The sequence below is a fragment of the Streptomyces sp. yr375 genome (assembly GCF_900110755.1).
GTDB lineage: Bacteria > Actinomycetota > Actinomycetes > Streptomycetales > Streptomycetaceae > Streptomyces.
In genome coordinates this window covers 1-15,841 of the sequence record NZ_FOFF01000009.1, presented here as the reverse complement: position 1 = coordinate 15,841, position 15,841 = coordinate 1, and the positions used below count along the sequence as shown (strand labels likewise).

The 15,841-nt window shown below is 67.3% G+C and carries 14 protein-coding genes; 8 read left to right on the top strand and 6 right to left on the bottom strand.

What is annotated here, in order from left to right; all coding sequences use genetic code 11:
• Positions 1–38: 38 nt before the first annotated feature.
• Together BMZ82_RS12180 and BMZ82_RS12175 are read right to left on the bottom strand one after the other, a co-directional pair.
• Positions 39–2,153, bottom strand: a complete 2,115-nt coding sequence (locus tag BMZ82_RS12180; protein ID WP_093775031.1) for a DUF2075 domain-containing protein — start codon at positions 2,151–2,153, stop codon at positions 39–41.
• Positions 2,154–2,331: 178 nt separating this feature from the next.
• Positions 2,332–4,242 (bottom strand): DUF2075 domain-containing protein, encoded by a 1,911-nt coding sequence (locus BMZ82_RS12175; RefSeq protein ID WP_093774756.1) that lies wholly within the window; start codon positions 4,240–4,242, stop codon positions 2,332–2,334.
• A 1,151-nt stretch (positions 4,243–5,393) separates the two neighbouring features.
• Between BMZ82_RS12175 and BMZ82_RS12170 the strand changes: the two genes are divergently transcribed.
• The 5 genes from BMZ82_RS12170 to BMZ82_RS12150 all read left to right on the top strand — a co-directional run bounded on the left by BMZ82_RS12170 (position 5,394) and on the right by BMZ82_RS12150 (position 9,584).
• A complete protein-coding gene (locus BMZ82_RS12170; protein WP_256251868.1) occupies positions 5,394–6,899 on the top strand; it encodes a transcriptional regulator in 1,506 nt (501 codons plus the stop codon).
• Positions 6,881–7,468 carry a helix-turn-helix domain-containing protein gene (locus BMZ82_RS12165; protein ID WP_371271197.1) on the top strand — a complete coding sequence of 196 codons (588 nt, stop codon included), beginning with the start codon at positions 6,881–6,883 and terminating at the stop codon, positions 7,466–7,468. The genes BMZ82_RS12170 and BMZ82_RS12165 overlap by 19 nt, the downstream gene beginning before the upstream one ends.
• Positions 7,469–7,648: 180 nt before the next feature.
• The gene (locus tag BMZ82_RS12160; protein WP_046495955.1) at positions 7,649–8,365 is read left to right on the top strand and encodes a ParA family protein; all 717 of its coding nucleotides are present in this window, start codon (positions 7,649–7,651) and stop codon (positions 8,363–8,365) included.
• Complete coding sequence (locus tag BMZ82_RS12155) at positions 8,362–9,135, top strand: hypothetical protein (protein ID WP_093774754.1); 774 nt, start codon at positions 8,362–8,364, stop codon at positions 9,133–9,135. Before BMZ82_RS12160 ends, BMZ82_RS12155 begins: the two co-directional genes overlap by 4 nt.
• A gap of 122 nt (positions 9,136–9,257) precedes the next feature.
• Complete coding sequence (locus tag BMZ82_RS12150) at positions 9,258–9,584, top strand: hypothetical protein (RefSeq protein WP_093774752.1); 327 nt, start codon at positions 9,258–9,260, stop codon at positions 9,582–9,584.
• 65 nt (positions 9,585–9,649) lie between these two features.
• Here the strand turns inward: BMZ82_RS12150 and BMZ82_RS12145 are convergent, their stop codons facing one another.
• The 3 genes from BMZ82_RS12145 to BMZ82_RS12135 form a co-directional block, all read right to left on the bottom strand.
• Positions 9,650–10,771, bottom strand: a complete 1,122-nt coding sequence (locus tag BMZ82_RS12145) for a helix-turn-helix domain-containing protein (protein WP_177244472.1) — start codon at positions 10,769–10,771, stop codon at positions 9,650–9,652.
• Positions 10,772–10,839: 68 nt separating this feature from the next.
• Positions 10,840–11,640 carry a hypothetical protein gene (locus BMZ82_RS12140; protein ID WP_093774748.1) on the bottom strand — a complete coding sequence of 267 codons (801 nt, stop codon included), beginning with the start codon at positions 11,638–11,640 and terminating at the stop codon, positions 10,840–10,842.
• Positions 11,641–11,650: 10 nt separating this feature from the next.
• Positions 11,651–11,905 (bottom strand): hypothetical protein, encoded by a 255-nt coding sequence (locus BMZ82_RS12135; RefSeq protein ID WP_143098847.1) that lies wholly within the window; start codon positions 11,903–11,905, stop codon positions 11,651–11,653.
• Between BMZ82_RS12135 and BMZ82_RS12130 the strand changes: the two genes are divergently transcribed.
• Entirely contained in the window at positions 11,889–12,443 is a 555-nt protein-coding gene (locus tag BMZ82_RS12130; RefSeq protein WP_143098846.1) for a hypothetical protein, read from the top strand. The genes BMZ82_RS12135 and BMZ82_RS12130 overlap by 17 nt on opposite strands.
• Before the next feature lie 211 nt (positions 12,444–12,654).
• Here the strand turns inward: BMZ82_RS12130 and BMZ82_RS12125 are convergent, their stop codons facing one another.
• Complete coding sequence (locus BMZ82_RS12125) at positions 12,655–12,903, bottom strand: hypothetical protein (RefSeq protein ID WP_093774742.1); 249 nt, start codon at positions 12,901–12,903, stop codon at positions 12,655–12,657.
• A 207-nt stretch (positions 12,904–13,110) separates the two neighbouring features.
• Here BMZ82_RS12125 and BMZ82_RS12120 point away from each other — a divergent pair, with 207 nt between their 5' ends.
• On the top strand, positions 13,111–13,449 hold the full coding sequence (locus tag BMZ82_RS12120; protein WP_177244465.1) for a CU044_2847 family protein: 339 nt from the start codon (positions 13,111–13,113) through the stop codon (positions 13,447–13,449).
• The coding region (locus BMZ82_RS12115; protein ID WP_177244464.1) for a serine protease at positions 13,446–15,841 on the top strand (2,396 nt) is incomplete at its 3' end. The genes BMZ82_RS12120 and BMZ82_RS12115, both read left to right, overlap by 4 nt.

Below are 15,841 nucleotides of genomic sequence, written 5' to 3'. Positions count from 1 at the left end.
CCCGGGAGAGCCCGCCACTCCACATGCTGGTCCCCTTGTCAGAAGAGACGCAGCTCTCCGGGCGGGGTGTCCTTCTGCCGCTTCCTGCGGCGGCGCCGTCCTCGGCCGGGGCGGGGCAGGTGTGGCTGTCGCGCCGGCTCCGGCAGGTTCTCCCAGGTGGGTCGCAGACCGTGTATCTGGACGTCGCCGACAAGCCCCTTCAGGTACTCCCGGGTCTCCTCGTCCGTCGAGTAGAGCACGGTCGCCCGGCTCGCCCGGGTCATCAGCACGTGGTACGCGTGCCGGACGAGGCGGCCGAACTCGTCATCTTCGACGCTGTTCGGTTTCACCTTGGGATCGAACGACCCGGGAACGGCCACCCGCTTGACGCCCGCCTCCTTGTCCGCCCTCTCCTTGCCCCGGCGGAACACCCAGCGGTCGCCCCGGCGCACCATGTCGTCGCCCATGATCACCCCGCACCAGTCCCACTCAAGGCCCTGCGCGGTGTACACACAGCCGATCTGACCGAGACCGTTCTCGTGCACGGACCAGATCTTGGAAGGCGGGACGGTCTTGTTCTCGCAGAAGGAGTCGCTGTCCGCGTTCCAGGGCCGGTGCCAGTCACCGATCCGGACGTCGGGTTCGAGCCGCTTCTCCTCGCCCAGGGGTTTCGTCCAGGGCCAGCAGTATCCGGCGACCATGCGCGCGGAGGCTCCCGCCCCTGCCTCGGAACGGATGATTCGCTCGAGTTCCTCCGGGCTGTCCACCACCTCGACATGCATCAGCCCGTCCGGGGTCCACAGCTCCGGCTCCGCGTCCGACACCCCCAGCGCGCCCTTCACCCAACGGATGTAGGCGTCGCTGCCGCCGCACCGGAACTGTTCCCGCAGACGGCTACGGACGAGGTGGGCGTCGTAGCGCCGTGCCGCGTCCTCCACGAGAGCGGCGGTGCCGACCTCCTGCGGGCGCACGGACTGACCCTCGTCGAGGAAGAACACCGTCAACCGGGAGGCGTCGAGGAGCTCGTCCACCTGAGGCTTGGTGCCCCAGTCCTCGGGTTTCCAGAAGCGGTTGGTGGAGCGGTCGCGCAGGCGGTGGGCCTCGTCGCAGATCAGCACGTCCAGCGGCGGGTCGGGCGGCCTGACGAAGTTGCTGAAGTACGTGAAGGACTCTTTGAACTCCCGGTCGCCGAAGCCGACATGCTCCTGCAGTGCGCCGTTGAAGGCCCTGCTGCCGCTCGCGTACTTGACCGTGCGGCCCTCCGCCTCCAGTTCAGCCTTGAGCTGGAGGCCGATGGCGCTCTTGCCCGTGCCGGCACCGCCCGTGACGAGGAACACCACCCGTCGCTCGTCGGGAAGGAGCGCGGGCCGCCGGGGATCGGGAAGCACCTTGGCGGCCCTCTCGAGGATCTCGTCCGCGACCTTCTTCTGGCGGCCGCGCAGGGTGAAGACCGTGTCCTCGCCGCTGGAGCGGATCATGGCGTCGAGCAACGGGGTGTTGCGCAGGCCCAGGCTCTGCAAAAGGATCTCGGCCGCCGAGGCGGCACCGTCGGCGGCGAAGCTGCTCCGCAGGTCCGACAGCAGTTGGGCGCGGCGGTCGCTGGTGTAGACACGGGCGTAGGAACCGGTCGGCGCGTCCACGCCGACCAGTGGGAGCACTGCGGCGTCGGTGGCGTTGTGCAGATAGGCGAAGCCGCCGCACTCGTAGTCCAGTCCGTGCAGCGGTCCTCTTTCACCCGTGAACGCCTCGTAGTATTCGCGCAGTTGCAGCGCCGGATGCTTCTTCTCCCCCATACCAGGGACGTGCACCAGTTCGGCGGTGGCTCGCTCCACCCGGGTCACCGTCGACCAACGCTTCAGCTCGACGAGTTGGACGGACAGCCCGTTCTCTTCGGGATGATGGCCCACGAGGACTACGTCGATGAGCTGCGGCCCCCCGACGCGGTCGATCTCGTCGAGCGTGGCCGCGCACTCGACGACCATCTCGACGTTCCCACGGTCGGCGGCGACCAGATCTTCGGCAAGATGAACCAGGCTCTCTGCCCAGGCGGAACGTTCAGGCAACGAAGCGTCGGTGCTCAGGAAGTGCTTCCACCTCGCGGCGAGGTGGGGCACCATCCGGCGTCTTGAGTTCAGGTTCAGCAGATCCCGCGCTGCCAGTTTCAGCAGGAGCATGGACACGAGGTGGATCCCCCAGGGCACGAGTGACTCTCGTGCGGATGGGGGCGTGTCCACGTAGGGAAGCCCGTCGGGCCGCAATGACGTCTGGGATCTTAGGGAAGTGACCACATTCCCAGCGCATATGACACCTCGGTCGGCTGGAAGCACCGAGATCATGGCCGGATATACGCGCTCACCGCCGTAGAAGGGGCTCCTCGATCGCGGCAGGCCGTGACTCCGATCGGCCTGACACCAGTTCCCGCAGCTTCTCCCGGGTCTCCGGATCAGTCGAGTACACGATCGTGCCGACCATCCCCCGCGTCAGCAGCACCTTGTACGTGTTCCGAATGAGACGGTCCACATCGGTGTCCGGTGTGGCCTTCTTGAACACCGGATCCTTGGACGCGGTGCGGTCGGTGACCCAGCGGTCACCTCGCCAGACCAGGTCCGGACCGATGATGACGCCGGACCAGTCGTACTCGAACCCCTGGGCTGTGTAGACGCAGCCGATCTGCGCGAAGCCCGCAGGGTCGGTGGCCCACAGCGCGGACGGGGGCGCGCCGGAGACCGACCGGTCCCCGCGCAGGTTCCAAGGCCGGGCCCAGCCCCCGATGACGACGTCGGGAGGGAGTGGATCGCCGGGCTTGGGCTCGGGGGACCACCGCCAGCAGTAGCCCGCGGACATCCGGGCACCGTACTTCTCGGCGCGGCGGGCGTCGAGGAACGCCTCCAGTTCTCCAGGGCTGTCCGCGACCAGCAACTGCATGCGGTCGTCGGGCTGCCACACGACCGGTCCGCCGGGCTCGAGACCGAGGAGCCGGACCACCCAACGCAGGTAGGCGTCGCTGCCTCCGCAGCGGAACTGACTTTCCAGGAGCACGACATGGCAGTCGATGCCCCGTCTGGCCGTGGCCGCACGGATCTCGTCCACGGTGCCCATCTCACCGGGACGCACCACTTGATGCTCGTCGAGGAAGAAGACCGGTACCTGGGCGACATCGATGAGCTCGTCGATCTGTGCCCTGCCGGTCCGCAGGGCCGCGCGGGTGTAGCGGTTGGCGGAGGTCTCCCGGATGCGGTGCGCCTCGTCACAGATCAGAGCACCCAGACTGTTCTTCTCCGTGGTCATAAAGCTGTTGAAGTACTTGAAAAGATCCTGGACTTCTCGTTTCCGGGAGCCGGCCACCTTGCGCATCGTCTTGGTGAACGACTGCGAGCCGGTCGCGTGGACCGCGGCCACGCCCCTCCGGTAGAGCTCGCCGAGCAGTTGGAGCGCGATCACGCTCTTCCCGGTACCGGGGCCGCCGGTGACGACGACGACTTCCTTGTGGTCGGCGCGCTTCGCCCTCTCCACCGCGTTGAGCACCATGCGGTAGGCGACCTGCTGCTCGTCGAGGAGGACGAACTGCTGTCGCTCCCGCACTTCCTGGGCGGCCACGGACATCAACTGCTTCGACGGCACGGTGGCGCCCGCCAGCAGTTCGTCCGCCGCATGGACACCGGACTGCGTGTCGCTCAGCTTCGACCGGAGGTGGTCCAGGAACGCGCCACGGCGCTGCCCTGTGAAGAGCAGTGCCTGCCCGTCGCGCTCGATCTCCCGCAGCCCCGCCACCCCGAGCTCGGTGGCGTTGTGCAGGAAGGCCACTCCGTGGATCCGCTCGCCGTGCTCGGCCACCGCGCCGTTGAAGTTGACCAGGTAGTCGCAGTACCGCCGCACCTGCTCGACCGGGTTGAGCACGGGGTGCGCGTAGGCGTCGACATGGCACAGGGTGGGGTCGTCCTCGTGCGGAGCCGCCTGGCTCCACTGCTTCAGCTCCACCACGACATAGGACGGTTCCTGCGTGACCGGGTGCAGGCCGGCGAGGACGACGTCGGCACGCTTGCTGTTCAGCGGTAGCGCGTATTCCAGCATGACCTCGACGTCGCCCAGGCCGGCCTCGTTGAGCGCGGCGGTCAGAAGCGGGATGCTGCGCTCCCAGGAACGCGCCTCCGAGGTTCCGGGCTGATAGCCGTGCATGTGGACGAACCGGTCGTTGAGGTGCAGGAACAGTGAACCGTCGAGTGCCATGACGGCGACCGTTTTCGCGGACGCGCGGAACAGCAAGGACTTCCCCCAGGCAGCACGAAGAGACTCGTGCGGGTGGGGGCATGTCCTTCGAGACTCCACCGGGGTGGAGCGGAAGCCCGTCGGGCCGCGTTGACGATGTGTTTGAGGGTACCTGGCGGTACTCGCAGTCGTACGGGTGATCGCCGGCGGCGGCAGCGGACGCCGTGCCCGGTTTCCCGATGCCCGGATACCGGAGCGCCTGGCCTCCATCCTCTGGTGCCCATACGGTCAGCCTTGGTGTCGTCCGCGTCATCCCAGCCGCTGCGGCCGGTGGCGGGGCTTACAGGCCGCAAGCAAGCCTGGCCAAACGAACGGCGACCAGGCCCCTGCCGTCCCCTTACACCGCCCGACTTGGACATCGGACCACAACTTCACGTGGTCGAACCATCGCGTGGCGCCCGCCTCATCCTGCCTGCTCAGCGGGCCCTCCGAACGATACGAGGAGAGCCCATCTCAAGGGATCAAGAACCCTCTGCCGGCATCAGGAAGCCCTCCGACTCGACCAATTCCCCGGAATCACTGCAGCCCAGCGATCAGGACGAGTGCCCGAAGTAGCCGCGTGGGTGGCTACCTTCATGGCTACCTTGGTGGCTACGTTCATAGCCGCGAGGTCCGGTTTGAACTGGTACGCACCGCGGTTCGACTAGACCCGCCAATCCGGCACAAAAGGGCCCCTGACCAGTATTTTCGCTGGTCAGGGCCCCTTGGCGGCAGACGAGTCGGGCTGTACGCCGGGTATTCCTGAGCACCCTTGTGACCTGCGCTTTTGCGAGCCGTATCGGTTGTGACCTGCTAGGACGGGTTGCAGAGGTGATCGGAGGCAGTCAGAGGAAACCGCTCTGATTCGACCCGGGTTCGACCCGAGCTGCTCGGAGCCAGTCAGAGGCAATCGCCCTCTGCTTGGCCCCGAATCAGCCGAGGTCAGGACCGTGTCGAACCGGTGAGGACTCCTCGGGCGGCCCTCCGAGTCGTTCTCGGTCGAGCCGCGATGGGGACGCCTGCCTCTGATGCGGGGCCAGGCATACGAAGGCCTCCAGGACGGCAATCCTGGAGGCTTCGCTTGGCACCGATTGGAGGTCGGTTCCGGACACCACCCGTGGTTTTAGCGGGCCTGAGTGGCGTCCACGTCCTTGCGAGACGACCCCACAGTGCCACACAGCACCCACCAGACAGGTTCTTCCCGACGGCCATTTCACCCAGGCGAGCGACTGGGCCCTCACCAGCTGCCTACGGCCGCAGCCGATCTCATTCTGCTCGGCGACCTCACCGGCCGCTATGCGGCGGGCAGTTACAGCAAGCTCGCCTCCGACGGCCAAACCCTGGTCCTGCGCGCGGACCGTCAGGGCGCGGCCGAACACGGGCACCGAATCACGGCGGCCATCGCCTGCCATGTCGCTCGCGCCGGCGGCACCGTCGACCAGCTGACGCGGCTGCTGCTGCATCCCGACCACGAGGGCGGACGGCACGCTCGGCACATCGTGCTGCGCTCTGGGCAGGCACGCGCCTTGGACTACATCCGCCGGGTATGGACCAGCGCCTCGGCCGCGGTCAGCAGCACGAGACTCATGGAGTCGCGCCAGCACACGTACGAAGTTCTTTCCGCGCTACGTGACCGGATTGAGACGACGCCCTGGCGCGGGGAACGTGGGCGGACCGCGCTGCGGGTACTGCGTGCGCATCTGAACTTCGCCGAGATCGCAGGCGGCCCTCTGCACCACGCCAGCGAGCGGCAGACGGCAGAAGAGGCAGGCATCTCCCGCACGACCCTCCGGGTCGTCTACGAGACCGTCCTCAAACCGCGAGGCTGGCTGCGACGTCTGCGAGTCGGCCAAGGCCGCGAGGGCTCGACCTGGTACCTCGCCGAAGGCAAGGCCGACCACCACAGCATCCCCGCTCCCCAATCTCGTTTCCGGACCACTCAGTACCCCCCCGACCCGGCACTTGAGGAGTGGCCCACCCCTGAGACGGGCACGACGGCCGACCTCGACTCCACCGTCATCAGCCGGCTAATGGGCCACGACGCCTTCGCCCACCACGGTCTGGGCAGCGCCGCACTGGTGATCATCGCTGCACTGCACGCCCGTGCGGCGCAGACGGTCGCCGAGCTTGTCGGTTCGTCCTCCGTCTCCCGCGCCACCCTCTACCGCGCTTTGCGGCGCCTGGCCGACCACGGCCTTGTCCACCACAGCGGTGAGACCTGGACCCTGGCACCTCATGCTCTGGAGGGCTTCGGTGACCTCCCTCCGGAGGCTGCGGCCGAAGAGATCGCCGAGCCGGCCCGCGGCTGGGACGCAGTCGCGACGCGGCACGGGACCGCGGGCGTCGCGTCCCGGCGCAAGGCGGTGCATGCCGCCGAGCGCGCGGCGTACCAACGGGCGCTGGAGCTGCTGTCGGAGCACCGCAGCAAGGCCGTGGTTCTCGTCCGCGACGGACGCCAGGTCGTGGTTCCCGCGCCACGCCCCGACGAGGTTCCCACCGCGTGGCACGCCCCGGACGGCTGTGTCCTCGATCCGGTCACCGGCCGCGCCGCTCCCGACTGGCGGATCGCCACCGATGGACGGCTGATCCTCATCACCCCTGCCGACCAGCGCAGTTACGACGAGCTGGCCGCCGCCCATGCCGAAGCCCGCAGCGAATGGGAGTCCGCAGCGTGAACCCACCCCCTCCACCCAAGGCCGATCACGACGATCAGGACACCGCGCAAGCACTTCGGGAGCAGTACGAGTCCGGTTCCACCGTGGACCAACTCGTGGCGAGCAGTGGCCTGTCCTATGGCACGGTCCTCAATCGGCTACACGAGGCCAGCACCATGATGCGCACGTCGTGGCAAACACGTCGGATGCATCAGGACCCGCAGGCACGCAAACGCCTCGCGGCCCATCTGCGGACCCTGTACGAGCAGCACGGCGCGACCCTCACCGAGCTCTCCACGGTTGCGGGAGAGACGAGGCGTGCTGCCCGACGTCTGCTGATCGAGGCCGGCGGCACCGTGCGCACCACGCAGCAGACGCTGCGGATGCGCTCCGCAGCACAGAACGCCGAGCGGCAGAGGCTTGCGATGTCCCTGCGGGCGCGCTACGAGGCCGGGACCACGGTTCCGGAACTCGCCAAGGAGTGCAGTTACTCCGTCGCCACCGTCTACCGGCTCCTGCACCAAGCCGGCACCCGCATGCGGCCCCAGCACAACCACGGACCGGCCCGCACCCCGAAAAGGCGGTCATGAGCACCCCCGCGCGGTTCCCCGGCCAGGCCCGGCAGATTGCGGGACCGAGGGCATGCCATCTCGGATCCCGCCCTGCAGCACGAGCCCCTCCTCCGACCGCACCCGTCCCCCTGGACGGCGGCCTTCTGGCTGGCGCGCCCAAGTCAACGCACCTTTCCCGATTCAGGAGATCAACAACACGTGAGTGAGAACACCCGTACCAAGACCCTGGCCGCAGCCACAGCCAGCGCCTGGGACGCCTTCGTCATCGTCGTCGGCATGCTCAAGGGCGGCACCGGCAAGACCACCTCCGCCTGGTTCATCGCGCTCTACTACGCCGTCGTCCTCGACCTACCGACCCTTCTGCTGGACGCCGACGCGACCAGCCAGTCCGCCTACGACTGGTTCAAGGTCGCCCAGGCCGCCGGCTTCGAGATCCCCGCCAACCTGGTGGTCGAGCGGTACCCGTTCGACGACATCGCTGAGTACATCCGTACCAAGCGGGCCGAGTTCGGCGCGATCGTGGTCGACGCCGGCGGCGGCAGCGCCCGGATCTTCCACGAGGCTGTTACCGAGGCGAACCTGCTGCTCGTACCGGTCGCCCCCACCAAGATCGAGCGCCGCAAGCTCGTGGCCACCTTCGACGAGGCCGAGCGCGCCGCCGCCCGCAACGAGCAGGGCGTCACCGCCCACGTGGTCATGGTCAAGGCCGACGACCGCACCAGCCTGCCCAGCCGGGCGAAGGGCCAGCTGCTGGAGCCCGCCGAGGGCGAGGGCATCGGCCCGGGCCGCGATGAAGCGTTCCCGCTCGCCGAGACCACCATCCACTCCTGGGTGCACTACATGGAGGCCTTCGGCGAGATCCCGACGGAGCTGAGCGAGTACGCCGAGCTGGTGAAGGAGCTGACCGAGGCATGAGCGAGAAGAACGAGAGGCAGAGGCCTCCGGCCCGTCGCACCAGCGGGCGGGCCCTGGGCGGGGCCAAGAAGACGACCCCGCCGCCCCCTCCGCCAGCTGCCGAGCTCACGCCAGAGCAGTTCGCCGCTGAACAGGCCACCGACCAGGGCGAAGTGGTTGCTGCTGGCGCACCGCGGGTTCAGCACGCTCCTGCTGCGGCTGCCTTCGAGGCACAGGCTCAGGATCTGGCACAAACCGTCGATACTGCCGAGGTGGGGACGGAATCCGCCGACGGCCTGGCCGAGCGGCAGCCACCGCCGGTGGCCTCGGCTCCCCAGTCTGGAGCGCTTGGGAGCCAGCCCGATCAGTCAGCCGAACTCGATGGGCTGCACAGCTCGTTCCATGCCGCGTCCGCAGTTTCGGGCACGGCGCCGACCGCCGAGGTCGCCGTCCGCCAGGCGGTCCCTCCGGCGGCGGCCAGTACGGCGTTCCCGTTCAGGACCCACGCTCCTGCACCCCAACAGGCACAGGACACTCGACCGCAGGAGGCGCCCAGCGAGGGGGCACCCTACGCCCACGGTCCTGGCCGTCCCGAAAACATCCCCGAGGCCGCCGTCGTCCTCAACCAGCGCATCATCACACGCGAGAGTCTCGACTCGTCGGTCCCCGCCGCGTTGAAGCTGAAGAAGCGGATCAAACGCTTCGCGCTGGACAACGAACTCGACCACCTGCCCATCGGCGACATCGTTTCTGTCGCGCTGGACGAGTGGCTCACCGCTCGCGGGTTCTAAACCCGACCGCAGTACACAAGGCGGCCGCCCCCGTGTCGGGGTGCGGCCGCCCCTGCCGACTATTCCAATAGCCCAATAGGCGGATAGCTATCCGTCTAGCCAGACCGACTGGAGCAGCTCTCGTGCCTGATCGCTCCCCCTACGCCGCCCGACTACGTGAAATCGCGGACGCCCTCGACGCCGAGTTCCAGCCGCGCGACGACGTCCTCACGCCGCACGCCGACACCATGGACATCATCAGTAACCGGCACACAAAACGCGGACAGCTCAACTACGCCGTCCCCAAGGTCCTCCAGTTCCAACGCCGCATCCGCCGCTGTAACGCCGACACCGACATCCCCCACGGCGACATCGTCGCGCTCGCCCTTGACAGCTGGCTGCGCGCCAAGGGCTATCCGCCCGATTCGAAGGACGAAAGACGTACGGGGCTGGACGTCAGTGGCCAGTGACGATCAGGTTGCTCCAGCTGCCTTCCACATGCGGACTGGTGGCACTTTTGTGCGGTTTCGTGGAGTTAGGGGCGCCCTCTGTGCTCCAGTAGGGAGATCACTCGCCCGCTCGCTTGCTGGCGGCTGCCTGGCGACGGTGCCAGGGTAGGCGATTCGCTGTCCGGCGTCCGGGCCGTCACCGTGCGGAACAGCTCCGTCGGCATGCGGCACTGCGTCACCAGTTGAGACTCGTCGATGCCTTCTTGCGTCAGCAACTCCACGGCTCTTGGCAAGAGGGACGGCTGCTCGATAGCGCTGATCAAGCCCGGCTCGTTCCGGCGCCAACCACGGGCCGAGATGGTCGTCATAGCGTTGCGGTAGGACGTGTCGCTGAGTCTGCCGAGCCATCGCGCACGGTACAGAAGTGCCTGGATGCTGACGCCCCACTGCTCTTTGAGCCGGGCCAGTGTCTGCCAGGCAGCGCCGCCCATGGTGGCGGGAAGCAGGTCTCGGATCTGGTCGGCCGGCATGAGCAACTCGGCGGCGAAGCGATGGGCTTGGGCCTCAACGATGCGCCCGCCCGGCTCTGCGTCGCTGTGCATCATCAGGTGTCCCAGCTCATGCGCGACGTCGAAGCGCTGCCGGTAGTAGTCCCGCTTGATGGGGTTGAGGACGACCACAGGGCGCAGTTTGCTGTCGAACGAGTAGGCGTCGACCGACGCTGTCTGCGGTGGGCTGAAGACCACGAGCACACCGTGGTTTTCCAGCATCCTGACGATGTGTCCGGCAGGCCCGTCCCCCATCGCCCACTCCTGGCGGAGGAGTTGAGCGGCACGTTCCGGGCCGTCGCCGTCTGGGTCGTCCAGTGCCACGGGATAGCTGGGAACGGCAGGATCCGGGAACTCGACGTGCCGTTCGAGGCTGTTCGTGATGTCCACGGCGAGCTGGCCGTAAGCGTAGGCCTGGTCCCGGGCCAGCTGGCTGGTGGAGCGGAGCGAGCGGAAGTGGGGTGCCGTGCAGAGGGCGGCGACGTCCTCTGCACGGATCGCGAAGAAGCCGGGGTCGACTGACAGACTCAGGGCCAGTTGCGCCACCGTGGCGGCTGTGGGCCGTTTGGCTCCGGACTCCCAGGCCGCCACCGCCGTTGGGCTTTTGTCGACTAGAGCGGCTAGATCGCTTTTGCGCAGGCCCGCCAGGTGCCTCGCCATTTTGAGGCGGGCACTGTCGAAGAGCGCGGCGACCTCCGCCGCTCGGTCGAGCGTAGACGTACGAGAACTCACCCTTCACCACTAGCACGGTTGCCTGGGCGTTCTTCCATGGGCCGGCGCAGGCGAACGGGTGCATCCGGCACGGTGTTCGGCCCAGTCGGCAGCGGCGTGTCATCCGTGCGGCGTCCGCCGTCGGACGGCGGTGTGCTGAGGATGTCGTGCCGCCAGTGCCATGCCTGTCCCCCGCCGGTATTGAGGCGGGGACGCCCGAGAACCAGTTCAGTCCGTCCGCTGAGAGGGTCGAGGGTGTGGGCCACGACGTACGTTTCGAGGTCCAGTTCCGGCTCTGTCGCCAGCATCTCCAGGCCTCCGAACTCCTCTGCCTCCAAGCCTTCAAACAGTGAGGGCTGCGGTGGCTCGGGGCTGCGCTGCCTCGCTACCTGCTGCTTGGTCGGGCTCTTCCGGGGCCATGGCAGCCGGTCAAGTTCTCCGAAGTCACATGAGGCGAGCAGGAATCGGCGCTCGCTGTGCGCCCAGCCGGGGCTGCCGTTGAGGTCGGCTCGTCGCACCAGCCCCGCATCCAGCTGCGGCATGGTGTCGATGTCCCGTTCGGACAGCTGGTCGTACAGCAGGTCGAGGTCGGCGTCGTCGTTGCCGGAACGCACCGCGTAACGCTCGCAGGCGAACACACGGTCGAGGCGATCACGGAACAACGTGTACCTGAGACTGCCGAGCAAGGCCGCGTCGTGACCGTCGGCCTCGGAGTACGTCTCCAGAGCCCGAGCGGTAGCCGCCAGATACGCCCAGCGCACGCCAGCCAGGAGACCGGCGTCGCCGAACTCCGCGATGACATCCCGGTGTTCACTCACGATGAGGAAGTTACACCATGGCCAGTATTTTGTGCGCCAGAGTGAACCGTTCCGGCGTGTTGAGGGGAGCGATACGCACCGATCTGCCCATCCAGCCGGCGATTCGGCGGCTCTCGGACCAAGTGATGCTGAAGCCCGCAGCTGTCGGTGCGACGACCTGGGCGTGGTAGAAATCGATCGCCCCGGCGTACACCACGTCCGGTAACAACGCCGGGACTACATTCGGAGTACCCGTGCTTGACCCTTGGATGAAGACGATGCTCATCGCGGTGATTACCGCGATGGTGACCACGTTCGCCCTGTCGCGGTTCGCTCCACGCCTTGAGGCCAGGTCAGTCCGGATCAAGGCGGCCTGGGCCGCGCGGGATGCCTTCTCGGGACACCTCCTGACGATCCTTTCCGCCACAGCCCGGCTGGAGAACGTGAACCCCGACGAGACAGACGAACCACTGCGCGGCCGGATGCAAGGCGAGTGCGACCGCTGGGCGTCGCAGGTGGAGGAGTCAACTCGCTATCTCATCGACCACGCCGAGCAATACGTCTTGACCTACCCCTCGCGGCCACTGGACCTGCATGGGCTGATGACAGGGTTCGTTGTGGCCGCACGTGGCGTGTGGCTATCCGAGCTGCCGCTCCAAGAGCGAGCCCGGCGCGTCGGAGCGCTCGCTGCGCCGGTGCAAGGAATCTTCTTCACGAAGAAGTCGTACCGCGTACTTCACCTCGCCGACGACCGCCAGCGCCTGCGGGAACTGCTGCGGGCCGTGAACGAACCCACCCCGCCCCTGGCCCCCGCTGCGGACTGAGTCTGCTCCAAGGGACGGCTCGGGCACCGCGCCGCTGCTGACACCCGTCTCGCCCCTTTCCCCGGCCCGTTGCGCGATACCCTCCTTTCTCATGGCGGACCCGTTCCTCGCAACCCTCGACGAGGCCACTCGAACCGTCATCGCGCGCGTCCGAGGTGAACTCCTTGCTACGACCATGAGTACCGCGATCGCCCGCACCTACTGTTGGGTCCTAAACTGGAGTCTGCGCGTACTCAACCGATATCGACGGTCGCCCCAACTCCACTGATTCCAGGCGGTCGTGCATGCACCCGATGCTGATCATCAAACCGCTCGGGCGGAAGATATGCCGCCCCGCCTGGTCGCACGCAGAGACCTCCTCCAGGTCACGCAACGACTCCAGCGCATCGTTCGCGTCGTGACGCGACGTTCCGATCTGCAACGGGCCGACACCAACGGGCGGATCGAGCTCGAACCCCATACCCCGCATGCTGCCATGCAGCCCCTACAACATCATGCCCCGGGAAGAGCTACTCCCATCCACTCTCGCGTCACGGGGGGGGACGGGTCCGTTGGCCGCCCGGTAGCTCTCTTGTGGTGGCCAGTGCTGGTCGCGAGGTCGCGCTGCGCTGGAGTGGCGGATGCGGGTACCGTCTATGCCCTCAGCAGGGGCGATGAGGGGGGACGCGTGACATCTCACGTGGTGTCGTATGCACTGGATGCCGACACGTTGGTCCAGTTCGAAATTGAGTCAACGGAGGACTGGCAGCAGGTCAGTGTCGATCAGGTCGTGAGCCGTGTGGATGAGGCTGCACGGCCAGCGGTGGAGGCAGCGCAGCTGATTTTGGCGCAGATCGCTGCGCTGCGTCCGGCCGAGGTAGAGGTGTCCTTCGGCATCAAGGTCAACGGTACGGCCAACTGGCTGGTGGCCAAGGCCGCGTCGGAGGCGAACTTTGGGGTAAAGCTCACCTGGCGTCCGAGTGCCGGTGGGAGCGAGGGCGAGGGCGAGGGCGGCGCGTCGGCATGACCGGGCAGCGCCGGCCGGGCGTGCGCCCGCCGTCGGATGTGTGGGTGACGGCCATTCACCAGGCGGCAAATGCCGCGCTTCCGCTGGGCTCAGGGTTCCTCATCGACACGCGGCGGGTACTCACCTGCGCTCATGTCGTCCATGACAAGGGCGACGTGCGTAGTGATTTGTGGGTGACCTTTCCTAAGGCGGATGAGCTGATGCATCTGCGGGTGCCGGTCGAGCAGGTGGTGGCTCCGCCGACGGATCAGCAGGACGTCCAGGACGTGGCGGTCTTGGTGCTGAGGGAAGAGATCGCGCCGGAGTATGTCGCGCGGCTGAGGCGCCCGGCGGCCGGTGACCTGGTGGACCGGTCGTGGTGGTCGTTTGGCTTTCCCGATGGGGTCTTGGGCAACTCTGCCGATGGCAGTGTCGGTGAGGCGCTCGGATTTGGCTGGGTGCGCCTGGACACTACCTCGCGCTATCCGGTCCGGCCGGGCTATAGCGGTGCTGCGTTGTGGTCGGCCGACTACGACGCTGTGGTGGGCTTGGTGGGGCAGGCACGCCGCGATTCGGGGGATGCGCGGGCGTTAACGCTCAAGACGGTTGACTTGGTTCTGCCGGAACAAAAGCTTCGCTTGTTGACGGACTGGTCGGTGGAGGCGGCCGGGGATGCGGCGCTCTCGGCGTGGGGGTGGACGCTGGCTGGGGATGCGGAGTCGGGCCGGCATTGGCGTCCACGGGCGCGGGGGGTCAGCACGGATGCTGAGCGCGGCTTTCGCTTCCGCGGCCGCGGTGCGGCGTTGACGGCGGTCGTCGAGTGGATGACGACGCGGGAGCGAGATCGACGCCAGGTGTTGGTGGTGACCGGCTCTCCCGGAGTGGGCAAATCCGCGGTGTTGGGTCGGGTAGTGACGACCGCTGACGCCCAGATCGCAGCAACCTTACCCGCGGAGGATTGGGGCGTGCGGGCGCCGGTGGGGTCGGTGGCGTGCGCCGTTCATGCCCGCGATAAGACGGCGGTGGAGGTGGCGCGTGAGATCGCTACCGCGGCCTCTGCTCGCTTGCCTGAGCAGGTCAAGGAGTTGCCGGATCTGCTGCGCGAGGCGTTGGGAAAAGATGACCGCGGGAGTTTTTGCGTGGTGATTGACGCCTTAGATGAGGCGACTACACCCCAGAATGCGCGTGTGATCTTGCAGACGGCGATCTCTTTGGCGGAGACCTGCGCGGATTTGGGTGTGCGGGTGGTGGTGGGCAGTCGCCGTGTGGATGATGCGGGAGATCTCCTGGCGCCGTTCGCAGGTGCGCTGAAGATCATTGATCTGGATGGGCCGGAATTCTTTGCACCAGATGATCTTGTTGCTTATGCGTTGGCGACGCTGCAGTTGGTGGGTGACGAGCGGGTCAACAGCCCGTATCAGGACGATCAGGTCGCGGCGGCAGTGGCGCAGCGTATTGCTGAGATGGCGCAGGGAAACTTCCTGATCGCTGGGCTGGTGGCCCGTTCGCATGGCATGCATGACCAAGAGGCGATCGCGGTAGAGCAGCTGCGTTACACCTCGACGGTGGAAGCGGCGCTGCGGGACTATCTCTCCCGGCTGCCTGCCCTGCAGGGGGTTCCGGCGCAGGATTTGTTGACCGCGTTGGCGTATGCAGAGTCTCCCGGGCTCACGCTGTCTTTGTGGCGGCGGGTCGTGCAGGCCATGACGGGGCAGGCGGTGGACGAGGGCGCACTGTTTGGCTTCGCGCGGTCGGCGGCTGCCAACTTCCTGGTGGAATCGAGTGATAGTGCGACTCGCTCGGGCAGTTTCCGGCTCTTCCATCAGGCCCTGAATGAGGCCCTGTTGGCGCCCCGTGCTGCGGCAGCGTTGTTGGTCCACGATGAGCGCACTATCGCGCGTGCCTTGATGGATACCGCCGGCGGCTCTTCGTGGGCGACGGTGCCTGGTTACGTGTTGCGTTCGTTGCCGGGGCATGCGGCACGCGGCGGCATCATCGATGAGTTGCTACAAAATGATGCCTATGCGCTCTATGCCGACTTGCGGCGGCTGGTGCCGGCAGCGAAGGCGTCTCTTTCGCCCGCCGGGCGGGCCAGAGCTCGGCTGTTGCGTAAGACGCCGCAGGCGTTGGAGGCGGGCCCTCGAGAGCGGATGGCGCTGTTCACCGTCACCGAGGCGCGCGAGCAACTGGGACGGTCCTTTCGCGATCGGCGGGCGTCTGCTCCCTATCGGGCGGTGTGGGCGGTGGGGGCGCCGCATGCTGAGGACATCGTGTTGGAGGGGCACACCGCCTGGATTAACGCTCTCTGTCCGGTGCCCGTGGGCTCCAGGATGCTGCTGGCTAGTGCCAGCAACGATCACACTATCCGCCTGTGGGATGCCGATACCGGGGAAACGGTGCGGATACTGACCGG